At 59.0% G+C, this 24,896-nt stretch carries 25 protein-coding genes; 9 read left to right on the top strand and 16 right to left on the bottom strand.

All coding sequences use genetic code 11. The features are described from left to right. The first annotated feature begins 84 nt into the window (after positions 1-84). Positions 85-1,539, top strand: coding sequence for an alpha,alpha-trehalose-phosphate synthase (UDP-forming) (locus tag IEW73_RS14515; protein ID WP_188676635.1), 1,455 nt, complete (start codon positions 85-87; stop codon positions 1,537-1,539). A gap of 99 nt (positions 1,540-1,638) precedes the next feature. Next, complete coding sequence (gene otsB, locus IEW73_RS14520; RefSeq protein ID WP_188676647.1) at positions 1,639-4,218, top strand: trehalose-phosphatase; 2,580 nt, start codon at positions 1,639-1,641, stop codon at positions 4,216-4,218. Here otsB and IEW73_RS14525 read toward each other — a convergent pair. Next, the gene (locus IEW73_RS14525; protein ID WP_188676650.1) at positions 4,215-5,306 is read right to left on the bottom strand and encodes a LacI family DNA-binding transcriptional regulator; all 1,092 of its coding nucleotides are present in this window, start codon (positions 5,304-5,306) and stop codon (positions 4,215-4,217) included. The genes otsB and IEW73_RS14525 overlap by 4 nt on opposite strands. A 143-nt stretch (positions 5,307-5,449) precedes the next feature. Here IEW73_RS14525 and IEW73_RS14530 point away from each other — a divergent pair, with 143 nt between their 5' ends. Genes IEW73_RS14530 through IEW73_RS14555 form a run of 6 tightly spaced genes read left to right on the top strand, consistent with a single transcriptional unit; the run spans position 5,450 to position 10,717 of the window. Next, on the top strand, positions 5,450-6,703 hold the full coding sequence (locus tag IEW73_RS14530; RefSeq protein WP_188676659.1) for a metal ABC transporter solute-binding protein, Zn/Mn family: 1,254 nt from the start codon (positions 5,450-5,452) through the stop codon (positions 6,701-6,703). Further along, on the top strand, positions 6,700-7,575 hold the full coding sequence (locus IEW73_RS14535) for a metal ABC transporter ATP-binding protein (protein WP_188676661.1): 876 nt from the start codon (positions 6,700-6,702) through the stop codon (positions 7,573-7,575). The genes IEW73_RS14530 and IEW73_RS14535 overlap by 4 nt, the downstream gene beginning before the upstream one ends. Positions 7,576-7,580: 5 nt before the next feature. Continuing rightward, positions 7,581-8,432, top strand: a complete 852-nt coding sequence (locus IEW73_RS14540) for a metal ABC transporter permease (protein ID WP_188676663.1) — start codon at positions 7,581-7,583, stop codon at positions 8,430-8,432. 48 nt (positions 8,433-8,480) lie between these two features. After that, positions 8,481-9,239, top strand: coding sequence for a LamB/YcsF family protein (locus tag IEW73_RS14545; protein ID WP_188676666.1), 759 nt, complete (start codon positions 8,481-8,483; stop codon positions 9,237-9,239). 12 nt (positions 9,240-9,251) lie between these two features. Next, complete coding sequence (gene pxpB, locus IEW73_RS14550; RefSeq protein WP_188676675.1) at positions 9,252-9,863, top strand: 5-oxoprolinase subunit PxpB; 612 nt, start codon at positions 9,252-9,254, stop codon at positions 9,861-9,863. Then, the gene (locus tag IEW73_RS14555; RefSeq protein WP_188676678.1) at positions 9,860-10,717 is read left to right on the top strand and encodes a 5-oxoprolinase subunit C family protein; all 858 of its coding nucleotides are present in this window, start codon (positions 9,860-9,862) and stop codon (positions 10,715-10,717) included. The genes pxpB and IEW73_RS14555 overlap by 4 nt, the downstream gene beginning before the upstream one ends. On the opposite strand, the gene mce1N is transcribed toward IEW73_RS14555, so the two are convergent. The 8 genes from mce1N to IEW73_RS14595 form a co-directional block, all read right to left on the bottom strand. Then, a complete protein-coding gene (mce1N, locus tag IEW73_RS14560; protein WP_188676680.1) occupies positions 10,714-11,190 on the bottom strand; it encodes a transport-regulating membrane protein Mce1N in 477 nt (158 codons plus the stop codon). The genes IEW73_RS14555 and mce1N overlap by 4 nt on opposite strands. Next, the gene (locus IEW73_RS14565; RefSeq protein ID WP_188676682.1) at positions 11,187-11,600 is read right to left on the bottom strand and encodes a hypothetical protein; all 414 of its coding nucleotides are present in this window, start codon (positions 11,598-11,600) and stop codon (positions 11,187-11,189) included. Before IEW73_RS14565 ends, mce1N begins: the two co-directional genes overlap by 4 nt. Continuing rightward, entirely contained in the window at positions 11,587-12,180 is a 594-nt protein-coding gene (locus IEW73_RS14570) for a hypothetical protein (protein ID WP_188676684.1), read from the bottom strand. Before IEW73_RS14570 ends, IEW73_RS14565 begins: the two co-directional genes overlap by 14 nt. A gap of 21 nt (positions 12,181-12,201) precedes the next feature. Beyond that, complete coding sequence (gene hemB / locus IEW73_RS14575; RefSeq protein ID WP_188676687.1) at positions 12,202-13,182, bottom strand: porphobilinogen synthase; 981 nt, start codon at positions 13,180-13,182, stop codon at positions 12,202-12,204. A 46-nt stretch (positions 13,183-13,228) separates the two neighbouring features. Next, positions 13,229-14,803: a bifunctional uroporphyrinogen-III C-methyltransferase/uroporphyrinogen-III synthase gene (locus tag IEW73_RS14580; RefSeq protein ID WP_188676690.1), complete on the bottom strand. Its 1,575-nt coding sequence runs from the start codon at positions 14,801-14,803 to the stop codon at positions 13,229-13,231. Positions 14,804-14,854: 51 nt separating this feature from the next. Then, the gene (hemC, locus tag IEW73_RS14585) at positions 14,855-15,826 is read right to left on the bottom strand and encodes a hydroxymethylbilane synthase (protein ID WP_188676693.1); all 972 of its coding nucleotides are present in this window, start codon (positions 15,824-15,826) and stop codon (positions 14,855-14,857) included. Beyond that, entirely contained in the window at positions 15,819-17,165 is a 1,347-nt protein-coding gene (locus IEW73_RS14590) for a glutamyl-tRNA reductase (protein WP_188676696.1), read from the bottom strand. Before IEW73_RS14590 ends, hemC begins: the two co-directional genes overlap by 8 nt. Before the next feature lie 266 nt (positions 17,166-17,431). After that, entirely contained in the window at positions 17,432-17,716 is a 285-nt protein-coding gene (locus IEW73_RS14595; protein WP_229676022.1) for a glutaredoxin family protein, read from the bottom strand. 146 nt (positions 17,717-17,862) lie between these two features. On the opposite strand from IEW73_RS14595, the gene IEW73_RS14600 reads away from it, so the two are divergent. Further along, on the top strand, positions 17,863-18,774 hold the full coding sequence (locus IEW73_RS14600) for an HAD family hydrolase (RefSeq protein WP_188677018.1): 912 nt from the start codon (positions 17,863-17,865) through the stop codon (positions 18,772-18,774). A gap of 34 nt (positions 18,775-18,808) precedes the next feature. Here IEW73_RS14600 and IEW73_RS14605 read toward each other — a convergent pair whose 3' ends face one another. From IEW73_RS14605 to IEW73_RS14635, 7 genes are all read right to left on the bottom strand, one after another. Next, on the bottom strand, positions 18,809-19,939 hold the full coding sequence (locus tag IEW73_RS14605) for a lysophospholipid acyltransferase family protein (RefSeq protein ID WP_188676699.1): 1,131 nt from the start codon (positions 19,937-19,939) through the stop codon (positions 18,809-18,811). A 20-nt stretch (positions 19,940-19,959) separates the two neighbouring features. Then, complete coding sequence (locus IEW73_RS14610; RefSeq protein WP_188676702.1) at positions 19,960-21,147, bottom strand: NAD-dependent epimerase/dehydratase family protein; 1,188 nt, start codon at positions 21,145-21,147, stop codon at positions 19,960-19,962. 191 nt (positions 21,148-21,338) lie between these two features. Continuing rightward, on the bottom strand, positions 21,339-21,440 hold the full coding sequence (locus tag IEW73_RS14615) for a 30S ribosomal protein bS22 (RefSeq protein WP_003402602.1): 102 nt from the start codon (positions 21,438-21,440) through the stop codon (positions 21,339-21,341). A gap of 247 nt (positions 21,441-21,687) precedes the next feature. Next, positions 21,688-21,939: a helix-turn-helix domain-containing protein gene (locus tag IEW73_RS14620; RefSeq protein ID WP_229676023.1), complete on the bottom strand. Its 252-nt coding sequence runs from the start codon at positions 21,937-21,939 to the stop codon at positions 21,688-21,690. 213 nt (positions 21,940-22,152) lie between these two features. Next, positions 22,153-22,989, bottom strand: coding sequence for a pyrroline-5-carboxylate reductase (gene proC / locus IEW73_RS14625; RefSeq protein WP_188676705.1), 837 nt, complete (start codon positions 22,987-22,989; stop codon positions 22,153-22,155). A gap of 46 nt (positions 22,990-23,035) precedes the next feature. Beyond that, on the bottom strand, positions 23,036-23,926 hold the full coding sequence (locus IEW73_RS14630) for a sugar phosphate isomerase/epimerase family protein (RefSeq protein WP_188676709.1): 891 nt from the start codon (positions 23,924-23,926) through the stop codon (positions 23,036-23,038). Positions 23,927-23,931: 5 nt separating this feature from the next. Next, the gene (locus IEW73_RS14635; protein ID WP_188676711.1) at positions 23,932-24,879 is read right to left on the bottom strand and encodes a Ppx/GppA family phosphatase; all 948 of its coding nucleotides are present in this window, start codon (positions 24,877-24,879) and stop codon (positions 23,932-23,934) included. Positions 24,880-24,896: the final 17 nt, after the last annotated feature.

Genomic DNA, 24,896 nt, shown 5'->3' on the forward strand with positions numbered 1-24,896 from the left:
GATATTGTCAGTACCGACGAGGCTGAAGTCGTCATTGGTTATATGACGTCAGCGCCGGACCAACCAGCCAGTGAGGTGTCTGCAATGTCGTCTAGAAATGCACGCGAGGCCAACCTCGACGATTCTCAACTCGTTGTCGTTGCTAACCGCTTGCCAGTAGATCTAGAGCAATTGCCTGACGGCACCACTCGATGGAAGCGCAGCCCGGGCGGTCTTGTGACGGCCTTGGAACCGGTCTTGCGCAGCAATAAGGGCGCGTGGGTTGGCTGGCCAGGTGTTGCTGACGTCGACGTGGAACCCATTGTTGAAGACGGTTTGTCGATGTACCCAGTTCGGTTGTCAGCGCAAGAGATTGCTGACTACTACGAAGGGTTCTCGAACGGTACTTTGTGGCCCCTCTACCACGATGTCGTGGTGAAACCGGTGTATGACCGGTCGTGGTGGAACGCCTACGTGAAGGTGAACCGCCGCTTCGCAGAGGAAACCGCAAAGGTTGCTCGTCCCAACGCCACTGTGTGGATTCAGGATTATCAACTGCAGCTTGTTCCGAAGATGCTGCGGATGCTTCGCCCCGACCTTACGATCGGGTTCTTCCAGCATATTCCGTTTCCGCCAATCGAAATTTTTATGCAGCTGCCGTGGCGCGCAGAAATTGTCGAGGGACTCCTCGGGGCTGATTTGGTGGGCTTCCACCTGCCGGGTGGGGCGCAAAACTTCTTGTATCTCGCGAACAAGCTCGCTGGGCACACGGTGACACGTGGCCAAATTGGGGTTCGTTCGAAATTCGGCGAGGTCAATGTCGGGTTCCGTGTTGTACGGGTGGGCGCATTCCCAATCTCTATTGCGTCTTCGGAGATTGATGAGCTGGCGAAGTCGAAGTCGGTTCGTGCCCGCGCAAAGCAGATTCGTGCGGAACTCGGTAACCCAAGCAGGATCATGCTGGGGGTCGATCGCCTTGACTACACCAAGGGCATCAACATCCGACTGCTCGCGCTCAGCGAATTGTTTGCCGAAGGGCGCCTTGACCCTGCCGACAATGTTTTTGTGCAGCTAGCTACTCCGTCACGGGAGCGCGTCGACCATTACATGCAGATGCGCGATGAGATTGAGCGCAATGTTGGGCGCATCAATGGCGACTACGGTGAAGTTGGCCGTCCGGTGGTGCACTACATTCATCGACCAATTCCACGCTCAGAATTGATTGCATTTTTTGTTGCTGCTGATGTGATGTTGGTAACTCCTGTGCGTGATGGAATGAACTTGGTTGCGAAAGAATATGTTGCGTGCCGAAGCGACCTTGGTGGAGCGTTACTTCTGAGCGAGTTCACAGGCGCAGCGATGGAGTTGCGGCAATCGTATTTGGTTAACCCGCATGATCTTGATGGTGTCAAAGACACCCTGATAGAAGCTCTTACGCAGTCAAAAGACGAGGGCAGAAGTCGAATGCGGGCGCTGCGTCGACAAGTGCTCACACACGACGTTGATAAGTGGGCAAAAGCGTTTCTCGGTGCATTGGCTTTGCCGTCCGAGAAATCGTGATGATCCACTCCCCCGTTCCGCGGATTCATTGCTCGCACACTAAGCTCCCTTAATGGGCTCCCACTTAGGAAATAGCAGCCGAAGAAAGGGGTGCAGAGCATGAGTGCTCAGGATTTGCCCGTCGAGCTTCGGCGGGCCTTGTCGCAGGTTGCACGCACACCTCGGCTTCTCATCGCCTGCGACTACGACGGAACGATGGCGCCAATTGTGGCCGATCCCGATTTGGCTTACCCCAATTCGGCGTCCGTGCGCGCGCTGAGGGCTCTGGCTGCACTGCCATCCACCACGGCTGCTGTTATTTCAGGCCGGGCGCTTCGCGATCTCGCAACGCTGTCTCGATTGCCGGTGGAAGTACATCTGGTCGGCAGTCATGGGTCGGAGTTTGAAGTTGGTTTCGTGCACGAAATCAGCTCCAACGCCAAGGACTTGTTGAAACGCCTCGCTGCTGAACTCAGTGAAGTTTCGGACGCGCATCCGGGTACGACGGTCGAGTTAAAGCCCGCCAGTGTCGCGTTGCATGTTCGTCGCGCTGAATCAGATGAAACGGGCGAACAGGCACTAGCCGCTGTTCGTGTCGGTGCTGCTACGTGGGATGGCGTTCAAGTCACTGAGGGCAAAGCAGTCATCGAGCTTGCTGTAATCACGACGGATAAGGGTCAAGCACTCGATATTCTGCGACACCAAGAAGGTGCATCAGCGGCGGTCTTTTTCGGCGACGATGTTACTGATGAGAAGGCATTTCGGCGCCTTCATGGACCTGACATTGGCGTAAAAGTTGGCGGCGGCGACACACTTGCCGGTTTCCGCATCGAATCGACCAATGACGTCGCGATGGCGCTGGCTTACTTGTTTGAAGAGCGCCGCATGTGGTTGCACGGTGACAGCGCAACCCCAATCGAACGCCTGACGATGTTGGCGAGTCCGCGTGCAGTCGCCCTCCTGACGCCCAACAGCACGCTCAGTTGGTTCTGCCATCCGGAACCAGATTCCGCGGCGGTATTCGCTCATTTGCTGGGCGGCGAAAGCGCCGGGCACTTCTCAGTGGGGCCACAGCGGCCATCATTGCCGTTGAGTCAGCAGTACGTCGACGGGACGATGACGGTAGAGACGCGCTGGTCAAGTTTGATTGTGACTGATTACTTGCCGCACGACGCTCCGGTAGGCCGCACTGACCTGACACGGGTAATTTCTGGCGATGCACCCGCTGTGGTGACGTTTGCTCCGCGACCCGAGTTTGGGCAGGCCTCTGTCCGTATCGTGATGAGGCCCGAAGGCCTGCGCGTTGAGGGAACCAACGACCCGATCGTTTTGCGCTCCCCCGGCGTCAAGTGGGAAATTTCCACGGATGGCGTGCATGACACAGCCACGGCAACAGTGGATCCAGCTGCAGGTCCGGTGGTGCTTGAGTTGCGGTGCGGTTCGTCCGACCTCGACCCGCACGCGCAGACCGAAGCGGATCGCCGCAAGGTGTCAGAAGATTACTGGCGCGACTGGGCGCATGCGCTGGATCTGCCGCCCCTCAAGACCGACTTGATGAAACGGTCTGCGCTGACTCTGCGAGGGCTCGTTCACGCCGACACTGGGGCAATTCTTGCCGCAGCGACCACGTCTCTCCCCGAGGAAATCGGCGGGGTCCGCAACTGGGACTACCGCTACTGTTGGCTGCGAGATGCTGCCATGACGGCATCCGCGCTGGTGGCGCTTGGCTCAACGAATGAAGCTGAAGCGTTCTTGGAATGGGTGCACAGGGTGCTGGATACGGTGCCCGGTCCGGAACGACTACACCCGCTGTACACCTTGCACGGCGTTGCACTTCCGCCAGAAGCGGTCATTGATTCACTTCCCGGGTACGCAGGTTCACGTCCTGTACGGGTGAGCAACGCAGCGAACAACCAGGTTCAACTCGACGTGTTCGGTCCTGTCGTTGAACTCATTCACGACCTCACCAATGCTCGTGTGCGCGCAGGTCACGACGAACCGTTGACGAAGCGCGATTGGGAACTCGTGGTGGCGATGGTGTCGGCTGTGGAGCGGCGCTGGGCTGAACCCGACCACGGCATTTGGGAGATCCGCGGCGCCCCCCGTCACCATGTGTATTCGAAGGTCATGTGTTGGTTGACGGTAGATAGGGCGCTCAAGCTGGCCCAACTGTTTGATCATGAGGTGCCGCCAGGCTGGGCGACATTGCGAGATGTGATCTCCCAGCAAGTGCTGTCACGCGGCTGGAATGACGACATTCAGGCGTATACGGCCGCATACGGTGGGGATGACCTTGATGCCGCGACGTTGCATATCGGCTTGTCCGGCCTCATTGATCCCAGCGACGATCGCTTCCGTGCCACGGTTATTGCTACAGAAAAGGAACTCCGCAGCGGATCGACGGTGTATCGGTACCACCACGATGATGGGCTCCCTGGCGGGGAGGGCGGATTTCACCTGTGTGCGGCATGGCTCGTCGAGGCGTATCTTCTCACCGACCAGCGCACACAGGCGGAAGCATTGTTCGCTCAATTAGTAGCAGCCGCCGGTCCGACAGGCCTGTTGAGCGAAGAGTACGATCCGGTTGCTGAGCGTGCGCTCGGAAACCATCCTCAGGCGTATAGCCATATTGGTTTGCTTCGATGCGCGGCGCTGCTTTCGCAGAGCGTGCCGGTAACGCAACCAAGCGCGGCCTCTTAAGGTCGGCGGCGCGGCGGGGCAAGTGTTGAGCCCTGCCTCAGTGTCGTATCGAGGTATTCGCTTCGACTGCTGTGTGCCGCAGGCAGACTCATGAGGATTTCGCCTGCGCGTTTCCCTTTGAGCTCTGAGGGCTGCACAACAGTGGTTAAGTCAGCGCGCTGTGCGTCGCGTGTGCCGTCAAACCCGGTAATGGAAAGGTCACTCGGAACGGAAACCCCCGCCCCTGCCGCCCACGTCATTGCTCCGAGCGCAAGTACGTCGGAGGTGCACACGAGCACTGTGATGTTCGGGGCGACCTCCATGATTGACCGCGCCGCAGCAGCGCCGGACTCACGATTGTGGGATCCAGTTTGCATAACAGTGATGGACACCTCATCGCCGTAATCTGATGCGACATCTGCGATTCCTTGGATTCTGTCGCGCTGCACAGAAAACGTCGAATCTAGTGCCTCGTCAAGTGGTACAACGCCGTCGCGAAAGTCTGTTGTCAGCCGCATCGTCATGATGCCAATCTGCCGGTGTCCCGCAGCGAGAACGTGTTTGGCTAGCGACGCCATCGCTGCCCGGTCATCGATTCCAACCAGCACCACGCCCTCAAGCCCGGTCGGTTGATCGCACACAACGACTGGAACGTGCCTTTCGAGCGCAGCTGCGAGGTATGGGTTGTCGCCACTGACTGAATACGCAACGAAGCCGTCAACGCTTGCTCGGTTGACGACTTCAGCGGCGGCTTGAGCATCGCGACTTCCGCCAGTGGGCACGATGAGAAGCGAGCGGCCTGCCGCGTCGCACGCATCGGCAACGCCTGCAACAAAATCAACGGCGGCGGGATCGCGAAAGGTGTAGTTGAGGGGCTGGTCGAGGAGCAAACCCACTGTATCGGCGCGCCGCATTCGCAGCGACCGAGCAACTGGATCCGGGCCCGAGTACCCCATTTCCTTCGCTGCGGCCAACACCCTGTTGCGCAACTCGGGTGAGAGCTGGTCAGGCCTGTTGTAGGCATTAGACACGGTTGTGCGCGACACCTTCAGTTCAGCTGCAAGGGTGGCGAGGGTGGCACGGCGCCGAGGTCGTGACGAACGAGACATGAGACGAACGCTATCGCTGCACTCGGCGCCATGGCGCACTATTTCCTTGGCGACACTGAATTTGATGCCGTTTCGCGCACACCAACGCCAGACCGTAGACTGAGTTGGAAACCGTTACCATATTCAGATTTGCAGGGGGATTCGTGCGTGCATTGAAAACCACTGGCGTTCTAGCATCCGGGCTAGGACTCCTCGCGCTCAGCGTCACCGCATGCGGCAGCGACGACGTCGACAACGGCAGCACTGACGGCCTCGCCACTATTGTCACTAGCACCAATGTGTGGGCGGATATCGCGCGCCAGGTTGGTGGCGATGATTTCGCGATCGAGGCTCTCATTAGCGACCCGGCTATCGATCCGCATCACTACGAGAGCAGCCCACGAGACATCGCAACCATTCAAGATGCCGACCTCGTCATCTTCAATGGCGGAGGGTACGACCAGTTCGTACAGGATGTCCTCGATGCTGCTGACGCGCCCCCTCGCGTAGTTAATGCCTACGAGATTCATCTTGAGCACGATCACGACAACGATCATGGTCACGACGATGAACACGGCCACGACGACGAACACGGTGACGAGCACGGCCACGACGACGAACACCATGACGACGAACATGGTGACGAGCACGGGCATAATGGTGCTCACGATGAACACGATTCTGATGCGGCGACTCATGACGAGGATAGCCACGGTCACGATGCGCACAACGAAGGTGGGCACGAAGCTCAGCATCGTCATGATGAAGACGGCGACGACCATGCCACGGGCGAAGGCCGCCACCACGAAGACGAGCACTCTGAAGATGAGCACGCTGAAGACGAGCACGGGCACGCCGATGAGCACGGGAATGACGACCACGGGCATGGGCCAGTCAACGAGCACATCTGGTTCGACTTCCACACCGTGAGCGCCGTCGCCGAAGAAATCGCAGTGCAACTCAGTGACATGAACCCATCAGGCGCAGACACCTACCGCGCCAACGCTGAGGCATTCTCAGACAGCATCGAAGAACTCGAAGACCGCGCAGCCGACATCCGCGCTGAAAGCGCAGGCGTCGAAGTAGCACAGACCGAACCGTTGACCGAATACCTCCTCGACGAGCTTGGTTTGATCGATATCGCACCAGTGGAGTTCACTCGCGCAGTCGAACACGGCACCGATCCCTCCGCTGCCGTCACTGCACGCTTCAGTGACCTCCTCGAAGACGGTGAAGCATCAGTTCTCGTCTACAACAGCACACGCGAATCACCCACGACCCAGATCATGCGGGACCTCGCAGAAGAGAACAACATCCCAGTTGTAGCGGTCGCAGAATCCATTCCTGCCGGAATGGACTACCTTGAATGGATGCACTCTGTTCTCGATGATTTTGAGTCCGTACTGAGCGGTGTATGAGCACATCTCCATCTGCACAACCTGACAGGCCAGGCGCCAGTCCCCTTTCACTGACAGATCCCGTCGTGGAATTGCGGGACGCGCGCCTGGCCTTCGGGCATCGAAAGCTTTGGGACGAACTCACCCTCAAAATCCACCCCGGTGAGTTCGTCGCCGTGCTCGGGCCCAACGGGTCGGGCAAGACGACCCTGCTCAGGGTTCTGCTTGGCCTCCAAAACGTCAACGCAGGCCACGTTCGCACTTTCGGCGACCGAACACGCAGAGGCGACTCGCGAATCGGGTATATCCCGCAGCAAAAGACCCTGGACCGTGGCCTTACCCTCCGCGGACGCGACCTCGTAGGCCTCGGCTTTAATGGCCATCACTGGGGCCTCACGGTTTCACCCCGTCGGCGCCGCATGCGCCAAGATCGGGTCAATGAAGCCCTCAACGCCGTGGGTGCGCAAGACTACGCTGACGCACCCGTGGGTCGGCTTTCTGGCGGCGAACAGCAACGACTGCGAGTGGCGCAATCACTGGTGTCTGACCCGGGACTATTGCTGTGCGACGAGCCCTTGTTGAGCCTTGATCTCGCGAGTCAGCGAAAAGTCGCCGAACTCATCGATTCGCGGCGGCACTTGGCGCAAACTGCCGTCATCTTTGTCACCCACGAAATTAACCCGATCCTCAATATGGTGGACAAGGTTCTCTACCTTGTGGACGGTCGTTTCCGAATCGGCCCCCCGAACGAAGTGATGACGTCGCAGGTGCTTTCGGAGCTATACCGCACCGACGTGGAAGTCCTCAAAGTGCGCAATCGTCTCGTTGTCGTAGGGACAGGCGACAGCATCGACGTACTTGGCCGTGCGGGCCAAGAACACCACCTGGAGTGAGCAGAATGTACGACTTTTGGGTGAAATTCTTCGACTTCACTGTCACCGCAGACTTACTGAGCCGCTCCTTCGTGCAGCATGCAATTATCGCTAGTGCCATTCTTGGGCTGCTCGCAGGTGTCATCGGTCCACTCATCGTGAGCCGACAAATGTCCTTTGCCGTGCATGGCACAAGTGAACTCTCCGTCATGGGCGCCGCGGGCGGGCTCCTTCTCGGAATTTCCGTCGGCTACGGCGCCATCGTTGGTTCTATCGCCGCAGCTCTCCTTTTCGGCATCCTCGGGTTGCGTTCCCGCGAACGCGACGCGATCATCGGCGTCATCTTGTCATTTGGACTAGGGCTTGCTGTTCTGTTTTTGTGGCTCAACCCGGACCGCACCGTCAACCAATTTGCCCTGCTCGTTGGGCAAGTCGTCACCGTCAATACCATCGGTTTGCAGCTCCTCATTGGCACCGCCGTTGTCGTCCTGGTGATACTCGCGGCTGTCTACCGACCTCTTTTGTTCGCGAGCACAGACCCGGAGGTGGCGTCGGCTCGCGGCATACCTGTCCGTGGGCTTTCCATCGTTTTTGCAGTGCTCGTTGGTCTTGCTGTGTCCATCGGTGTGCAAATCGTCGGGGCGCTTCTTGTCTTGTCGCTCCTCGTCACCCCAGCGGCGGCAGCGGGCAGACTCACCGCAGACCCACTCAAAGTCACAATCTTCACGCTCATTTTTGCCCAACTGGCTGCCGTCGGCGGAATCATTCTTTCCCTCGCGCCGGGTGTGCCGGTGTCAGTCTTCGTCACCAGCATCGCCTTTGTCATCTACGTGATCTGCCGAATCATTGGCAGTCGGACCACTGCCGCAGCAGCGTAAACACAGCCGCCGCTGCGTAAGAATTCCAGGTATGGAACGGTAGTGACTATGGCGATGATCGATCTCAATTGCGATCTTGGCGAAAGCTACGGCAGCTGGAAGCTCGGCGACGACGCAGCGATGCTCACAGTGGTCACGAGCGCCAACGTAGCCTGCGGCTTCCACGCAGGTGACCCACGCACCTTGCTGGCTACCTGCGAATCCGCTGCTGCCCGCGATGTGCGCATCGGGGCCCAGGTCAGCTATCCCGACCTCGCCGGTTTTGGCCGACGATTCATGGACATAGCACCCGAAGACCTCGAAGCCGATGTCTTGTATCAAATCAGCGCCCTCGACGGCCTCGCACGGGTTTCCGGGAGCAGCGTCCGTTACGTTAAACCGCACGGAGCGCTTTACAACACCGTTGTGCACCACGAGGAGCAAGCAGCCGCAGTCGTACGCGCGATTGCTCGCTACAACCCAGACCTCCCACTGTTAGGACTTCCTGGTTCTGCATTGTTCGATCACGCTGCCCGAGCCGGTATTCGCGCCGTCCCTGAGGCCTTCGCTGATCGTGCCTACAACGCAGACGGCACGCTGGTGTCGCGGCGCGAACCAAACGCCGTTATCCACGACAAGACCGCCATTGCCGAACGCGCACTTGCGCTCATCACCTCCGGCACCATCACCTCGATAAGCGGAACACCTGTACCGATCAGTGCCGAGTCGATTTGTGTTCACGGCGACACCCCAGACTCGGTAGGCATCGCACATCAACTCCGGGCCACGTTCACCGACAACGGTGTCACTATCCGCCCATTTTGCTGAGGTGAACCACCGATGCGCATATCCGCGATGGGCCCCAACGCCTACCTCATCGAATGTGACACCCTCGACGGAGTTCACCAGGCATACCGCCAATTACGTGAACAGAAGCTGCCCGGAATCATCGACCTCGTTCCGGGTGCGGTCACGCTACTTGTTCGCCATGACGCCACCCGTGTCACCGCCGATACCCTGACGAATGCTTTGCGCGACCACGACACATCCGAAGCCCGCACCGACGCACCACGTGTGATCACGATTTCCGTGACGTACGACGGGGACGACCTAGCCGACGTGGCGCACCACACCGGGCTTTCGACCGACGAGGTCATCGAGGCCCACACTGGCACCCAGTGGACCGTAGCGTTCAGCGGCTTCGCTCCAGGGTTTGCGTACCTTACTGGCGGCGATGCCCGGCTACACGTTCCGCGTCGGGCCACGCCCCGCACAACAGTGCCAGCAGGCAGTGTCGGTCTCGCAGGGCACTACAGCGGCATCTATCCTCGCCCATCGCCGGGCGGATGGAACATCATCGGTACCACGACGCAAACATTGTGGGACCTCCACGCGGACCCACCTGGGCTTTTGCAGCCCGGGATGCATGTGAAGTTTGTGGCCCAAAAATGACGGCGACCTTGATAGTTCTGACCACCGGCCCCTTCGCTACCATCCAAGATGGTGGGCGCCCAGGCCACAGCGCGGATGGTGTGACCTGGTCTGGCGCAGCCGACCACGGAGCCTTCGCCGCTGCGAATCGGCTAGTGGGCAACACTGAGCGCGCGCCGTGTGTGGAGATCACCCTCGGTGGCTTCAAAGCGAAAGCAACTTCAACGATGTTGTGCGCCATCACCGGACCAACTGTCCCGGCGACCATCAACGGCACCTCGCACCCAGCCAATCATTCGTTCGTCCTGAACACGGGCGATGTCCTCAGCATCGGCGCTCCCCCTGCCGGGTGCCGCAACTATTTGGCTGTGCGCGGTGGCTTCGTCGCAGAGCGGACGTTGGGAAGTTGCAGCACCGACACCCTGTCCGGACTGGGTCCACCCGTCGTGAAGTCCGGGGATCATCTCTGCATCGGCCCCAGCGAAGGAACATTGTGGCCAGCGGCCACTTCTCTCCCCCACCGATGGCACCCACACCGCACCGCACCGTTGTTGGTCGCTGCAAGCCCCCGCACCACGTGGTTTACACCTGCTGCAATTAGGGCCCTAACCACTACGGCGTACACCGTGTCCACTGACTCAAACCGCGTCGGAGTACGCCTCAATGGGCACAAGTTAACGCGCCAGCGAACTGACGAACTACCCAGCGAAGGGATGGTGCCCGGCGCAATACAAGTCCCACCCGACGGTCAACCAGTGGTGTTCCTCCGCGACCATCCAGTGACGGGCGGGTATCCGGTGATCGGCGTCGTCATCAATGTCGATGCAGTCGCCCAGCTTCGCCCCGGAGACGAAACCCACTTTCGGTGGAGTTAGCGCTGCACCACAGATTCGGCCAGCAATGTACGCAAGGTTTCGTGATCTTTCGCCCAGGCCTGGGTAACGGTGCCGCTACGGAGCACCAACCCGATGCCGGTACGACGTTTGGGGACGGTTGGAAGATCCCCCAACGGCGGCGCGAGTAGCCACCGGTCTGCGACCTTATTTGAGACTGTCGTATCAGATTCAGGTGGCAAGATTTCCGCTATCTCATCGACCTGCAGAGTTTTTGTGCCCTGGCGCAGTGTGTGGCCATCGAATGAGACACTCGCATACGTCCGTGCGGCATAAATTTGCCAGCAGAAAACAAGTCCGACGGCAGTTCCGGCAACACCCCACCCGAGCCAATGCACCGGGCCCCGCAATATCATTTCGCCGATGATGCCAATGCCACACATGATGGGAATGGCAAGGAGCGAATTCCATCGCGCTCCCGGCTCCTCAAATAGCACGTCACCGCTCGCAGTCATGAAAACCAAGACTTTGCTGCGGGCCTGTATACGAGGATTGAGGCCGCTACGACGGGGGCTACCACTGCGATAGCGAAGAAACCGGCCCCGACGAGCCAGATTGACATGATTTGGAAGATCGACAATACGACTGAGAATGCGACTAGTGAACGGCGATAGCGTGCGTCACCACGCCGCATACGGCCAGCGAGGAAGGCAACAAAGACCGCCGACACAAGCGCGATTCCGCCGTACATGCGCATCAAGTCAACGAGCTGACCGGGGTTCTGGAAGTTCGGGTCCGCCGCCAAGATTGTGGCTTCGTCAACGAACAACCATCCAAGTCCCATCAGGATGAGTACGACCGCAGCAGCAAACCATAACCAGTATGCCGCCGACACCACAGTCGGACGAAGCTCAGGCTGATTCACGTCTCTTCTCCCCAGCAAAGTAACGGTTGGATTCTTCGCGGTGCATTGCAATAATCGCACCCACCGCAAGCACTGCCTGCACGAGACCTAGCGCTGAGTCCACAAATGGCAGAACACCAGTCTGGCCACCGGCAAACAACGCGGGGATCGCAAACACGACAAGCACGATGCCCACCGCGGTCAGAACAACTCTCGCCCACGGACGCCCCGCGCGCATCGCGAATGCCGCCACCAACAACGCACCAAAGATCAGTACAAAAATGACCCCGACAGCCCCGATAGCGACAGTCGCCCACATGCGGGCCTGCTCTTCGGTGAGTGACAGGGAATCTTGCTGCTCCACTTGCTCGAGCAGAACCGCAGTCGAATCATCGAGGTTCTGCACCATAAGCAAGACTCGAACAGGAATTGTCGCAATCCCTAGCGCGAGGATGCCAAGCCATAGTTGAAATGCTGTGATGACATCGTGCGGAGGAGTACGCCGCGGACGCTTGCCGCTTGACTTCACAAAGTCGTCGCGGTGCGCCTCATGTTGATGACTCGAGTGCTGGTGATTCGGGTGCTGCTCAGGTGAGTTCATGGGTACGAGTTAAAAATCCTGTCACGATCGGAACATGGACGCGGCATACGTTGCCCAGTACGTGAGCACTATATCGGCACCGGCGCGTTTGATGCTTGTCAGCGATTCCACTATCGCACGGTCTAGATCCACCCATCCTCGTTGCGCAGCTGCAGAGATCATCGCGTATTCGCCGGACACCTGATAGGCAGCGACCGGTACATCCGACTGTTCCGAGGTTTGCCGAATGATGTCTAGGTACATCATCGCGGGTTTCACCATCACCATGTCAGCGCCTTCGGCGAGATCAAGCGCAACCTCGCGACTCGATTCTCTGGCGTTCGAGCAGTCTTGTTGATAGCTGGCCCGTGTCCCTTGCAGTGATGAGCCCACTGCTTCCCGAAATGGTCCGTACAGCGCCGATGAATACTTTGCGGAGTACGCGAGGATAGAAATATCGTGAAAATTCGCGCCGTCGAGAACGTCTCTGATGTAGCCGACCTGGCCGTCCATCATTCCGCTCGGCGCAACCACATGTGCTCCCGCTTCTGCTTGCGCGACAGCCAGTGTTCCGTAGTGCTTCAGCGTTGCGTCATTGTCGATGGTGCCGTCGTCCGCGAGCACGCCGCAGTGGCCATGGTCGGTAAATTCGTCTAGGCAGGTGTCCGCCATCAGGACCGTGTCATCGCCAAGGTCTTCGCGTAGTACGCGCAATGCGCGGTTCAGGATGCCATCCGGATCTGCGCCCTGCGCACCGCATGCATCTTTGTCGCCATCCGCCGGCACACCAAAGATCATCAAGCCACCCACACCTGCGCGAACCGCTTCCTCCGCGGCGCTCCGAAGAGTGTCCATGGTGTGTTGCTGCACGCCGGGCATCGAACTAATGGGGTGCGGCTGGTCGAGTCCGTCGGCAACAAACATGGGCAGCACTAAATGGCGTGGCTGAACAACCGTTTCAGCCACCAACCGGCGTATCGCTGATGTTGTCCGCAATCGCCGCGGACGGTCCGCAGGAAACATTGGCCTTCCTTGGCAGTCGTACCCGGCACAATACCTGCGTCGGGAGTCAGCGCCGAGCGCGTGACCTCTTTTTAGGTGGTGGCAGTAGACCTTCAGCCCGCAAGTACGAAGCATGTGCTGCTAGCGCGTCTACGAGCGAACCCACTTGCGCGACTTCTGGTTGTACGTCAACGCGCAGACCAAATTCCACCGCTGTCTCCGCGGTCTTTGGGCCGATGCAAGCCACGATAGTGCGTTGGTGTGGCTTACCCGCGATACCGACTAGGTTCCGCACGGTCGACGACGAGGTGAAGAGAACGGCATCGAACCCACCGGTCTTGATCATCTCGCGAATTTCGGCAGCGGGTGGTGCGGCACGTACGGTCCGGTATGCAGTGACGTCGTCGATTTCCCACCCACGCTCACGCAAGCCTTCAGCAAGTGTTTCGGTGGCAATGTCAGCGCGTGGCAGCAGGACGCGGTCTACCGGGTCAAGCACGTCGTCATGCGGCGGGAAGTCGGCCAGCAACCCCAAACTTGACTGCTCACCTGAAGGAACAAGTTCCGGAATGATGCCGAAGGCCCGTACCTTCTCTGCCGTCGCCTCGCCCACACACGCAATCTTCACGCCAGAGAACGCTCGGGCGTCGAGGCCGAACTCCTCGAACTTCTCCCACACAGCCTTCACTGCATTGGTAGAGGTGAAGACCACCCATTGGTAGCGTCCGTCCACAAGCCCCTTGATGGCGCGTTCCATCTGTGCCGGGCTACGAGGAGGTTCAACCGAAATGGTGGGGACCTCAATGGGAATGGCGCCGTAGCTAACGAGGCGATCGCTCATCTCGCCAGCCTGATGCTTGGTGCGCGGCACAAGTACCGTCCAGCCGAACAGGTCTCGAGTTTCCCACCACGACATCTTGCTTCGCGACTGCACCACTTTGCCCACTGTCACGATGAGCGCACCCTGCAAGTCTGACCCAGCGTTGTTAAGTGTCGCCAGCGTTGCCTCAATGGTGCGCTGCTTACACGTAGTTCCGCAGATGGTGACCGCAACTGGAGTTTGTGGAGCCAACCCGTGCTCAACGAGGGCGCTCGCAACCTCTGCTAGGTGGCTTGCCGTGGCGTGCAACACCAGTGGTCCCGGTGCTGACGCGAGAGCCGCCCAGTCGACGTTGCATCGAACATCCGCCTCTGTATGTCCCGCACCGAGCGGCATGCCCGCATACGCCGGAACAACCGCACCCGGCGCCAGACCCGGTACAACTTCGAAACTAACCTGAGTTCGAGCAACTGCGGTGATCTCAGCGAGCACAGAGTCAGTGGTCATCGGGTCACCCGAAACGAGCCGAACTACGTCGTGCCCTCGGCGGGCTTCCGCCACAAGGGTTTTAGCCACCTCGCCTGGGTCGCCAAGGGCTGGTTTGATCTCAGGTGTGAAGTCGGCGCCTTCATCGCGGCGGTCTTCAGACGACAGGCAAGTGCCTAGCAGTACGGTCACCGCATCACTCACGTCGGCGTCAACGAACGCGACCGTTGTCGTTTCCAAGACCTGTTTTGCACGCAATGTAAGCAGTGCAGGGTCACCAGGACCTGATCCAACGAAGAGGACCCGACCTGGTGTGCTCTTACGCGCTCGGCTCATTGGCGATTCTCCAGTCAATACGCAAAGTTGACGCGGGGCTAGCGGGGTGGATCATTGCCTTGGCGGACTTAAGCCCGCACCCTGTGTCAGCGGCATGAGATCCCGTGCACCTAAGTCAAGCAGTTCACGGGCAAGTTCTTGGCCGATTTCCACGGCTTTGTTCAAAGCCCCAGTTCGGGATGCCCGAATGGTGTGGGACCCATCAAGCGCGACAACGCACGCCCGAAGGAACAGTTCCATATGTACTTCACCCTGGTCATCGAGTGATTCTGCGACGACCGCAAGAGCTCCAACAGGTGCGGTACATCCAGCTTCAAGTTCGGCGAGCAGTGTGCGCTCCGCTGCAACAACGGCGCGCGTATCACTATCATCCTGCCGAGCAACAAGAGCTACCAAATCGGTGTCCTCGACGCGGCACTCAATTGCGAGCGCACCTTGTGCTGGGGCTGGCAACATCTGCACCGGATCAAGTGATTCCGAGATTTCGGACAGCCGGCCAACCCGTGACAGACCTGCCCGGGCCAGCACTACTGCGTCGAGCTCACCAGAGGTGACACGACCAATTCGTGAGTCGATGTTCCCGCGCAGCGGGACGATGTCTAGCCCAAGCCCTAGGGCGCGCAGTTGTGACGCCCGCCGCGGCGCTGAGGTGCCCACCTTGGAGCCGGTGGGAAGTTCACCGAGCACCATGTTGTCGCGTGCAATCAAGGCATCGCGGGGGTCCTCACGCGCGGGCACTCCGGCGATCACAAATCGCGGGTCCTGCGCTGTGGGCAAATCCTTATACGAGTGGACTGCAATATCAACTTCGCCAGCTGCTAGTGCATCGCGAAGCGCAGCGGTAAAAACACCGACCCCGATGGTTTCCACTGGTGCCGCTGATGCATCACCAGCGGTGCGGACGACAACAAGTTCAGCTGGGTGGCCCTCAGCGATAATGGCATCGCGTACCGTCCCAGCCTGGGTCAGAGCGAGAATGCTTCCACGAGTGCCAATACGGAGCGGTCGGTCCGGGTCAGGCATCTGTTCTGCCCTTCAGACGCTCTGGCTGGGCTTCAAACGTCGTTGATAACAATGCTTCTGGCGCTCCCGTGCTTAGTTCGAACAATTCGCGAAGAGCTTCCGCGTAGTTACTACCGTCCGGCGAACTTGCGAGTTGCTTCACTCGCACTGTGGGAGCGTGCAGCAACTTATCCACTACCCGACGCACGGTGTTCGCTACTTCAGCTCGATCGCGGTCCTGCATTGCGGGCAGTTTCGATTCGAGCCGCATCAGTTCCGCTTCGACTACTTCTGCCGCTCGGCGCCGCAAGGCCGTCACGGTAGGAGTGACCTCAGCGAGACGCTGGCTTTCCAAGTAGGTAGCAATCTCGCCGACGACGATGCTGCGAGCTGCTGCGGCGTCCGCGGCTGCAGCGCCTGCACCTGGATCGCGCTGCAGAGTCTCCATGTCGAGAATGTGCACGCCAGGCAACTCAGCAACAGCGGTGTCGACGTCGCGTGGAAGTCCGAGGTCGCAGATCACCACATCGCGGTGCATGCGTTGTGACATGGCCTGGAGGACGTCACCAAGTTCAACGACCGCCCCGACTGCGCCCGTGCATGTCACTACGACGTCAGCTGCACTGATGGCGTCGACAAGCCCATCGAGGTTGCTTGACGTGGCGGTAGCGCCATTCTCGCGTGCCGTACTTGCGAGGTTTTCGGCCTTGTCGAGCGTGCGGTTAGCCACATGAATTGATGTGACACCCGCACGAATGAGGTGTGCAACGGCAAGACCAGCCATGGCACCAGCGCCTACCACTGTGGCGGTGCGTCCGACCAATCCGCCGTGGATCTGACTGGCATGATCAAGGGCGACTGATACGACTGAAGCCCCAGCGGAATCGATACCCGTTTCTGTGTGGACCCGTTTGCCGACGCGCAGCGCCTGCTGGGCAAGTTCGTGGAGGGTCCTGCCGACGGCCTGGTGTTCGTCAGCTTCCGCGTAGGCGCTTCTAATCTGCCCGAGGATTTGCTGCTCGCCAACCACGATGGAGTCAAGACCGCTTGCAACCGAAAAGAGGTGCTCAACGGCTGCTTCGCTGTAGTGCACATAGGCATGGCGGGTCAGTTCATTCAGGTCGAGGCCTGAATGTTCAGAGACAAGCGCGGTGAGGTCTGCTAGGGCACCGTGGAAAGCGTCAACGACGGCGTAAATTTCGACCCTGTTGCATGTGGATACAAGCATTGCTTCCGACACATGCGGGGACATCATTATCTTGTCGAGCGCCTTGGGGCGATCCCCGTCGGGGAATGCCACCTTCTCCAGAATTGGCACGGGCGCACTTCGATGTGACACACCGAGCAGCAGCACACTCACAGCAGCATCACCGTTCCGACTCCTCGACGCGACAATGGCCCACGAACTCAGTTCGTTGGAGCGATTGTCGCGTGTTCGCTCCGAACTGACATAAACGCTGCCAGGGACTTACGATTTCCCTCACTTCGAAGGCTCCTTGCCAGCCAGTGGATGCACTGTTCACCACAGTAAACCCGAAGCACTCTTTATCTAACGGTAACGGGTGATCACGGCGACGTCCAAGTTCACTCCACTTCACTGACCTGCCCAAATCGATAAGGTGAACCTCACATCGCCAGGTCGGCGCGCAATCGCTGCTCGTCGACTGATCCATAACTGTGTTCTACGCCATTCAGAAGAACCACGGGTAGACGATCGCCAAATTCCTCCCGCAGCTCGGGATCTCGGAGCGCATGCTCATCGACATCAACCACATCGAGCTCAAATCCGAGCTCACCGCTCAGTTTCTCAAGATGTTCCCGCGCCACGACACAAACGGAACACCCGGCACGGCTCAACAATGTCACCGTAGCCTGATCACCAACATCACCTTGAAGAGAAGAATTATTCACAGCCGAGAGGATATGTTGGACAGCGACGTCCCACACCTCTATTGATGTGTACGTAGCCGTCGGGGCAGCTAGTGTAGGGACGAGATTCAAGCGGGAGGTAAAACGTGCCGGACCGTACAAGGTTCTTCAGCACCAGCTCGGAGTGGATGCGCAGCCACTGGGAAGCGCACCGGCCTTTCGGCATGAGCGCTGCAGAAAAGCGCCTCAACATTGCAGGTGAAGCGAGCGCCGAAGCGGCCTACGCCCTCTACGAAGCGCAAGCCGAACAGCGCCCGACTGTCCCCCGTGACCTCACCGCCGCAGCATTTTTTGACGTCGACAACACCATGGTGTCCGGCGCCTCATCAATCCACTTCGCGCGCGGGCTCGCAAGCCGCAACTACATTTCCGTCAAAGACATGGCCGCATTCGGCTGGCAACAAATCAAGTTCCGCATTACAGGAAAAGAGAACAGCCGCGACGTCGCAAGCGGCAAGGAGAAGGCGCTCGCCTTTATCGCAGGGCGCTCCACCGCTGAATTCACGCAGCTTGGCGAAGAAATCTATGACGAGCTCATCGCGGATAAGATCTGGCCGGGAACACGTGCTCTCGCCCAAATGCACCTCGACGCGGGGCAACAAGTGTGGCTTGTTACGGCCACCCCAGTGGAACTCGCTCAGGTGATCGCCAAGCGACTCGGGCTTACGGGTGCGCTAGGCACTGTCCTTGAAAGCGAAGACGGAAAGTTCACTGGCCGACTTGTCGGTGACTTGTTGCACGGCAGAGGAAAAGCACATGCCATCCGCGGACTCGCGGCGCGCGAAGGCCTAAATTTGCGACGTTGCACTGCCTACTCAGACAGCTTCAACGACATGCCCATGCTGACAGCGGTGGGTACTGCAGTTGCCATCAACCCAGACTCTGATCTACGTGCGGTGTCGAAAGACCGCAACTGGGAGATTCGTGACTTCCGAACAGGGCGCAAAGCAGCGAAGATTGGAATCCCCACAGCCCTCGCGTTGGGCGCCCTAGGCGGTACCGTCGCCGCGATTGCGAGTCGCCGCGACAAGTACCGGTGACGGCCCAGGTCCGCTCAGACCTAGGAAAAGCATTTCAGCCTAGGAAGATGTTCCTCCGGTTGGCGAGGACTCGATACAGCGTTTGCTGAATGGTCTCACGCACCTGGTCTGTGAGATCAAAAACGACCATTGGGTCTTCGGCGCATGCTGGACCGAACTCGCTGGTGTCAATGGGCTCACCGAAAACGATGTGCCACTTTGTAGGCAACGGAATCATGCCCACAGGACCGAGAAGCGGGAACAGCGGCGTGATCGGAAAGTACGGAATACCGAGTAGTCGAGCCAAGGCTTTGAAGTCGCCGATCTTCGGATAGATTTCCTCAGAACCGACGATCGAGCATGGAATGATCGGAGCGCCCGTGCGCAGCGCTGCGGAAACGAACCCACCACGCCCAAATCGCTGAAGCTTGTATCGATCGGAATAGGGCTTGCCAATGCCTTTGAACCCCTCGGGGAACACGGCTGTCAATTCACCCTTGCGGAGGAGCCTCTCAGCGTCGGGGTTACAGGCGAGTGTGTGACCCGCTTTGCGCGCCACAGTCGACACGACTGGCATATCGAAAACCAAGTCTGCAGCGAGCATCCGCATGGGCCGATGCCCTGGAGTGCGGTCATGCACGGCAACGGACGTCATCAAACCATCAATCGGCACAACACCCGCGTGGTTAGCCACAATCAGGGCGGCGCCGTGCTCAGGCAGGTGTTCGATGCCGCTGACGTCAACACGGAACCACTTGTCGAATAGTGGCCGTAGGAGCGGCAGCAAAACATTGTCGTTGAGGTGCTCGTCGTAACCGAACTCATCAATCTCGTAATCGCCGGTGACGCGCCTGCGCATAAACGCCGCAGTTTCTGCCACCTGGACCGCGATCTTGCTGCGAACACCGCCAAGGGGAAGCGGAATTGGGAGCGCAAACATGCCTTCGTCAGCCGGTGCAGGTTCTGCGCTGTCCGCGTCCGAGTTGTCTGCGGAGTCGTCGAAATGCTCAGCAGAGTAATCCGCGCCCGTGTACGAAGTTTCACCGTCTGGAGATGGCTGAGAGTCATCGGAATCATCAGGGGTCGGCGGGTGGTGCTTGATCAGGTCATCGCCCACCCCCGTGGAGTCAGGCGCAGCTGACCGGCGACCCATTCCGTCACCGTGCAGCGGAATCACTTTCGCCATGCCTGCAGTCTCCCTTTGCATCATGCCCACCGCGCTACAGCGGCGACTACCTTTGATTCGAGACGTCGGACAGAATCCGGATCCACGATCCTCGTAGATTTACGACTTCGCAGAAAATCGTCAAATGCCTGAAGCGTGGTCCACCGCGGAGTAAAACCTAGCTTCTCTCGCATACGGGTGGTGTCTAGTCCACAACCGTAGACGAGGTAATCCAATTGGTCACTGGCATAGTCGTGCAACCCAAGCCGCTTCTGAACGCCAGACACAAGCGGGAACGCCGGTGTCACAATCGGCATTTGTACGCCGCCCGCGCGACGAATGGCCTGCGACAGCGCGATAACACCATCGGCCGCGACATTAAAGGTGCCAGCGGAACCAGCCAAGGTTGCGCGCTCGAACGCTGCGAGAGCGTCTTCCTCGTGCAGCAACTGGAGTCGTGGATCACGGCCGAAAATCGTCGCAACGACTGGTTGCAACAGATAGCGCGTGAGTTCAGTTTCCAACCGCGGACCAATAATTGGAGCTAGTCGAAGAATCGTCGTCGCAATGTCCGGTCGGCGCCTACCGAGCGCCCTGGTGTAGCCCTCGACATCAAGGCAGTCACGGGCGAAGCCACCCTTGGGGGGCTTGCGTGCGCTCATCTCCTCCGTAAACATCGCAGGGTCCTTCGCGCTCGACCCGTAGATGTTCCACGAAGATTTCAAAATTACTTGTTTGACGTGCGACGACTTCTGACACGCCGCGAGAAGCTGCATCGCGCCGATGACGTTCATCTCTTTGGTTGCGGCCCGGCCACCTGACCGTGAAGGGTGCGGCGACATCGACAGGTGAACCACCGTGTCGACTTCTGCGTTGCGCACCACCTTGGCGATCAGCGGGTTCCGGATATCGGCACGGACAAAGTCGGCGCGCCCCATTCGTCTACGCATATCTTTTGACGGCGGAACCGCATCGACGGCAATCACTCGTTCGATATTTGGATTTTGCGCCAACTTCGCGGTGAGGAACCCACCAAGAAAACGGCTCGCACCCGTGACGAGGACTACACGCGGGGCACTTGGCTCCTCGCCTTTGCTTGACCCTGACTCACCGCTGCTAGGTTCGCGGTCAGCTTGAGCGTCGTCACCCGATATCGAGGCATGATGGTTCGGCGGGTCAGACTCAACGCGAGTATCGCGTTCTGCCACGAGCCCACGCTCTTCAACCATCGTGTCCACCTCGTCTACCCTAGTGCCGCATCACCGGCGTCGACAATCGCCACACCTAGAGAAATGCCGACAAATTGCAATTTTGGTGCACAAATACCGGTGCCCGCCACGAGTTCATCGTGACGGGCACACATGGCACCGTTCGGTAAGCGAAAATACTAGGCGTTTACGGTTGAAACGCCTAGCCCTCGCTACTTACCAAGTTTGCGACGCTGCACCCGAGTCCTGCGAAGAAGCTTGCGGTGCTTCTTCTTCGACATACGCTTCCGTCGCTTCTTAATCACTGAACCCATATTGGGTGCCCCTCGTTCTGCTTGACGTCATCTGCGGACAGGCTTTGCCACGCATCGAGCTACCTGCCGGCCAGCGCCAAACGTGCTGACCGATGATTGCCGGAGTCACCGAACCAATCATCGATGGCCAGCCAGCCGACGCGCCGAGGGTCCATATTACCGCTGATCGAAGCCGATCTGTTAACCGCCGGTCGTTTTGGCGTTTTCACCACCACATTTGTGACCTTTTAGGCCGACTCGTGCGGGGTTAACTCACATCAAAGTACGAAGTTTGCAAGTAGTCGTGCACAGTTTTTGCGTGCACACGGAATGAACGGCCGACACGTACGGCAGGCAACTCACCACTGTGCACAAGTCGGTAAACCGTCATCTTGGAGACCCGCATAAGGGATGCGACCTCGGCGACAGTAAGAAACTGCGTGGAGCCGAAAACTGATTGAGTCACAGTGTTGTCACTTCCACCAGTGTTGGGCCCCGTTGGGGGTAGATCTGTAGCCATACTATTTTCACCTCCAGCACGCCCGGCGCCACCGGCTTCCCCTCCGGCAGTGTTGACACCTACGTGCTGCAATGAGTTTAGCGGGACTCATGTGCATAAAGCGACGGGAGTGCCTAAGCTCAGCGAACCTTGATCCTGAAAGTGTGGCGATCACAGAGTGCCGCTAACGGTTACAGTTCACCGCACCAAAAATCCCACTCCCACAATTTGGGATCAGTACAGCTCGCCAAGCTTCACCGAACGATCTCGAGCAGCTCCGAGCGCATCAAGAACTGCCGCGCGGAACCCCTGCCGCTCAAACTCCGCAAGAGCCGCGGCCGTAGTGCCGCCTGGAGACGTCACGGCGTAGCGCAGCTCAGACGCGACAGCACTGGGAAGAGTTCCGGTCTGCTTCTCTTCGGCAAGGAACATCTCCGCAGACCCGAGAAATGTTTGCACCACCAGCTCCATTGCCGCTGGGCGCGGCAACCCAAGGGCCACCGCCGCATCAACCATGGCCTCCACCATGAGGAAAAAATACGCCGGTCCCGACCCTGATACCGCTGTCACAGCGTCCAATGCTGATTCAGCCATCACAGCAACCCGACCGACCGGTTCAAGCAATTCCGACACAAAGGCCACGTTCTCATCGGTGGCGTAGCGACCGGCTGACACCACGCACATCCCTTTGCCGACGAGCATCGGAGTGTTCGGCATAACCCTCACCACAGCGGTACCTGCTGGAACTTTGGACTCCAACCAGGACGTCGACAAACCGGCGGCAAGCGAAACAACCACCTTGTCGTTGTCGCTCAATTCAAAGACGTCACCAATCTCGGACAGCGCAGATTCGACATCGCCCGGCTTCACCGCAACAACGATGGTGTCCGCGGCCTCGGCAGCGTCGCGGGCAGACAAGGTGCGAATACCAAACCGTCGGGAAAGCTGCGTAGCGCGTTCGCTAGATTTTTCAGAAACAAACACCGTTCGCGGGTCGCGACCTGAGGCCAGAAGACCTGCAATAAGCGCCTCACCGATTCGACCTCCGCCAATAACAGCAATATTCGTCATGGCGTGTAGCGTGCCACGACTGCCGGGCAGCCGCGAAATGAACACGCTAAGGCTTCTGAATGCCGTCCTCGCCGACGGTTGGTCCCACTCCCACCTCGAGGTTCGTTCGCGCAAACTGAAGCGCCTCAGACAGCAACAACGAGCGCTCCGCAGCTGTGCGCGCATGCTTCGTACTGATCTCAAGAATCACTTGCCCAGTGAACCCCTGCACCGCGAGTTGCTGACACAGCTCCGCGCACGGCTGCGTCCCATGGCCCGGCAACAAGTGTTCATCGATGGACGCCCCACGTCCGTCCGCCAAGTGAATGTGCGTAAGTCGGTCGCCCATTCTCGCAGCAAGTTCCATCGCATCCGTGCCCGCGGTGGCGGTATGAGATAGGTCGAGCGTGTAGTGCGGGTGGTCAATGTCTGTCGGGTCATACGACGGCGCAAATGCAGTCAACCCTGGGCCCGGCCCCCCACGCTCCTTCATCCGCTCAGCGGAGCGGGTACGCCGACCAAAAAATCGATCGGCGCGCATCGGGAACATATTTTCCACCGCTAGCTTCACCCCGGTGTCGCGTTCAAGCCGCCATGTTTGCTCCTGGAACCCCTCGACGTACCGGCGCTGCCAACGAAACGGCGGGTGCACAACGACGGTCTCAGCGCCGAGGTCGGATGCCAACTGAGCTGACCGGTCAAGCTTCGAGACTGGATCACTCCCCCACACTCGCTGCGAAATCAGCAAGCACGGTGCGTGAATCGACAGCACCGGAATCCCATACTTTTTAGACAAGGCGCGCAGTGCCGAAAATTCCTGACTCACGGACTCCAGCCACACCATTACTTCAACACCGTCGTAGCCAACTTCGGCCGCGTACCGGAAACCCGCCTCAGTGTTTTGCGGATACACCGACGCGGTCGACAACCCAACGCGGATCCTGTGTTGACTTGTCACGGTTCTCACTTGCCTTTCGTTACGCCATCCAAACCGGTATCGAGTTTGCGCAGGATCAACCCTTCGCGCAAAGCCCAAGGGCAGATGTCGACGCTATCCACACCCAGTGCCCGCATGCTTGCCTCAGCAACTAGCGCACCCGCAACTATTTGCGGCGCCCTATCTGAACTTACCCCTTCAAGTTCCGCGCGGTCAGCAGCCGTCATTCGCGAAATAAAAGCAATAATTTGTCGCAAACCTGTGGCGGTGAGTGTGCGCCGGACACGTGGGCCAGCAGAACTTGGCGCTGCGCCCGTCAACCTGGCAAGAGACCGGAACGTCTTCGACGTCGCTACTGCCAAGTCAGCTTTGCCCGCTTCTTTGACGACTTTGGCCGTGTCTTGCAGTTCCGCATCTAGCCAGTCGCGCAAGACCGAAATGCGACGCCGGTCGGGTGGATCTTCTGGCAGCCAATCCCGCGTCAATCTGCCAGCACCAAGCTGGAGAGACAGCGCAACATCAGGGTCTTCGTCAATGCCGCTGCAGATTTCCAGCGATCCACCGCCGATGTCGAGGTTGAGTATCCGCCCCGCGCTCCAGCCGTGCCAGCGGCGCACCGCGAGGAAGGTTAGTCGGGCCTCATCCTCACCAGGTAGCACTTCAAGAGTGACCCCAGTTTCCTTCAGGACACGATCAAGAACTTCCTCAGAGTTCCCCGCATCACGCACCGCGGAAGTCGCGAAAGCCATGAATTGTTCGCAACCCGACGAAGTGGCGATACCGGAAAACTCTTTGACCGTGTCGACCAGGCTTTCGGCGCACTTATTGGTCAAGTTTCCGTTCTTATCGATCTGTTCCGACAGCCGCAGAACAGCCTTAGTAGAGCTCATCGGAGTCGGATGCCCACCCCTGTGAGCATCCACCATCAGCAGATGAACCGTATTACTTCCCACATCGAGGACCCCTAAGCGCACATAGTCAACGCTATACC

It is taken from the genome of Hoyosella rhizosphaerae, from assembly GCF_014643175.1.
Taxonomy (GTDB): domain Bacteria; phylum Actinomycetota; class Actinomycetes; order Mycobacteriales; family Mycobacteriaceae; genus Lolliginicoccus; species Lolliginicoccus rhizosphaerae.

Excerpts from the sequence above, each read along its gene's own strand:
- IEW73_RS14600 (WP_188677018.1), top strand. The coding sequence starts at position 17,863 with ATGCGCAGCCACTGGGAAGCGCACCGGCCTTTCGGCATGAGCGCTGCA.
- IEW73_RS14580 (WP_188676690.1), bottom strand. The coding sequence starts at position 14,803 with ATGAGCCGAGCGCGTAAGAGCACACCAGGTCGGGTCCTCTTCGTTGGA.
- IEW73_RS14515 (WP_188676635.1), top strand. The coding sequence starts at position 85 with ATGTCGTCTAGAAATGCACGCGAGGCCAACCTCGACGATTCTCAACTC.
- IEW73_RS14570 (WP_188676684.1), bottom strand. The coding sequence starts at position 12,180 with ATGAACTCACCTGAGCAGCACCCGAATCACCAGCACTCGAGTCATCAA.
- hemB (WP_188676687.1), bottom strand. The coding sequence starts at position 13,182 with ATGTTTCCTGCGGACCGTCCGCGGCGATTGCGGACAACATCAGCGATA.
- IEW73_RS14610 (WP_188676702.1), bottom strand. The coding sequence starts at position 21,147 with ATGGTTGAAGAGCGTGGGCTCGTGGCAGAACGCGATACTCGCGTTGAG.
- hemC (WP_188676693.1), bottom strand. The coding sequence starts at position 15,826 with ATGCCTGACCCGGACCGACCGCTCCGTATTGGCACTCGTGGAAGCATT.
- IEW73_RS14535 (WP_188676661.1), top strand. The coding sequence starts at position 6,700 with ATGAGCACATCTCCATCTGCACAACCTGACAGGCCAGGCGCCAGTCCC.
- pxpB (WP_188676675.1), top strand. The coding sequence starts at position 9,252 with ATGCGCATATCCGCGATGGGCCCCAACGCCTACCTCATCGAATGTGAC.
- IEW73_RS14555 (WP_188676678.1), top strand. The coding sequence starts at position 9,860 with ATGACGGCGACCTTGATAGTTCTGACCACCGGCCCCTTCGCTACCATC.
- IEW73_RS14525 (WP_188676650.1), bottom strand. The coding sequence starts at position 5,306 with ATGTCTCGTTCGTCACGACCTCGGCGCCGTGCCACCCTCGCCACCCTT.
- IEW73_RS14545 (WP_188676666.1), top strand. The coding sequence starts at position 8,481 with ATGGCGATGATCGATCTCAATTGCGATCTTGGCGAAAGCTACGGCAGC.
- proC (WP_188676705.1), bottom strand. The coding sequence starts at position 22,989 with ATGACGAATATTGCTGTTATTGGCGGAGGTCGAATCGGTGAGGCGCTT.
- IEW73_RS14615 (WP_003402602.1), bottom strand. The coding sequence starts at position 21,440 with ATGGGTTCAGTGATTAAGAAGCGACGGAAGCGTATGTCGAAGAAGAAG.
- IEW73_RS14605 (WP_188676699.1), bottom strand. The coding sequence starts at position 19,939 with ATGGCGAAAGTGATTCCGCTGCACGGTGACGGAATGGGTCGCCGGTCA.
- IEW73_RS14620 (WP_229676023.1), bottom strand. The coding sequence starts at position 21,939 with ATGGCTACAGATCTACCCCCAACGGGGCCCAACACTGGTGGAAGTGAC.
- mce1N (WP_188676680.1), bottom strand. The coding sequence starts at position 11,190 with ATGACTGCGAGCGGTGACGTGCTATTTGAGGAGCCGGGAGCGCGATGG.
- otsB (WP_188676647.1), top strand. The coding sequence starts at position 1,639 with ATGAGTGCTCAGGATTTGCCCGTCGAGCTTCGGCGGGCCTTGTCGCAG.
- IEW73_RS14540 (WP_188676663.1), top strand. The coding sequence starts at position 7,581 with ATGTACGACTTTTGGGTGAAATTCTTCGACTTCACTGTCACCGCAGAC.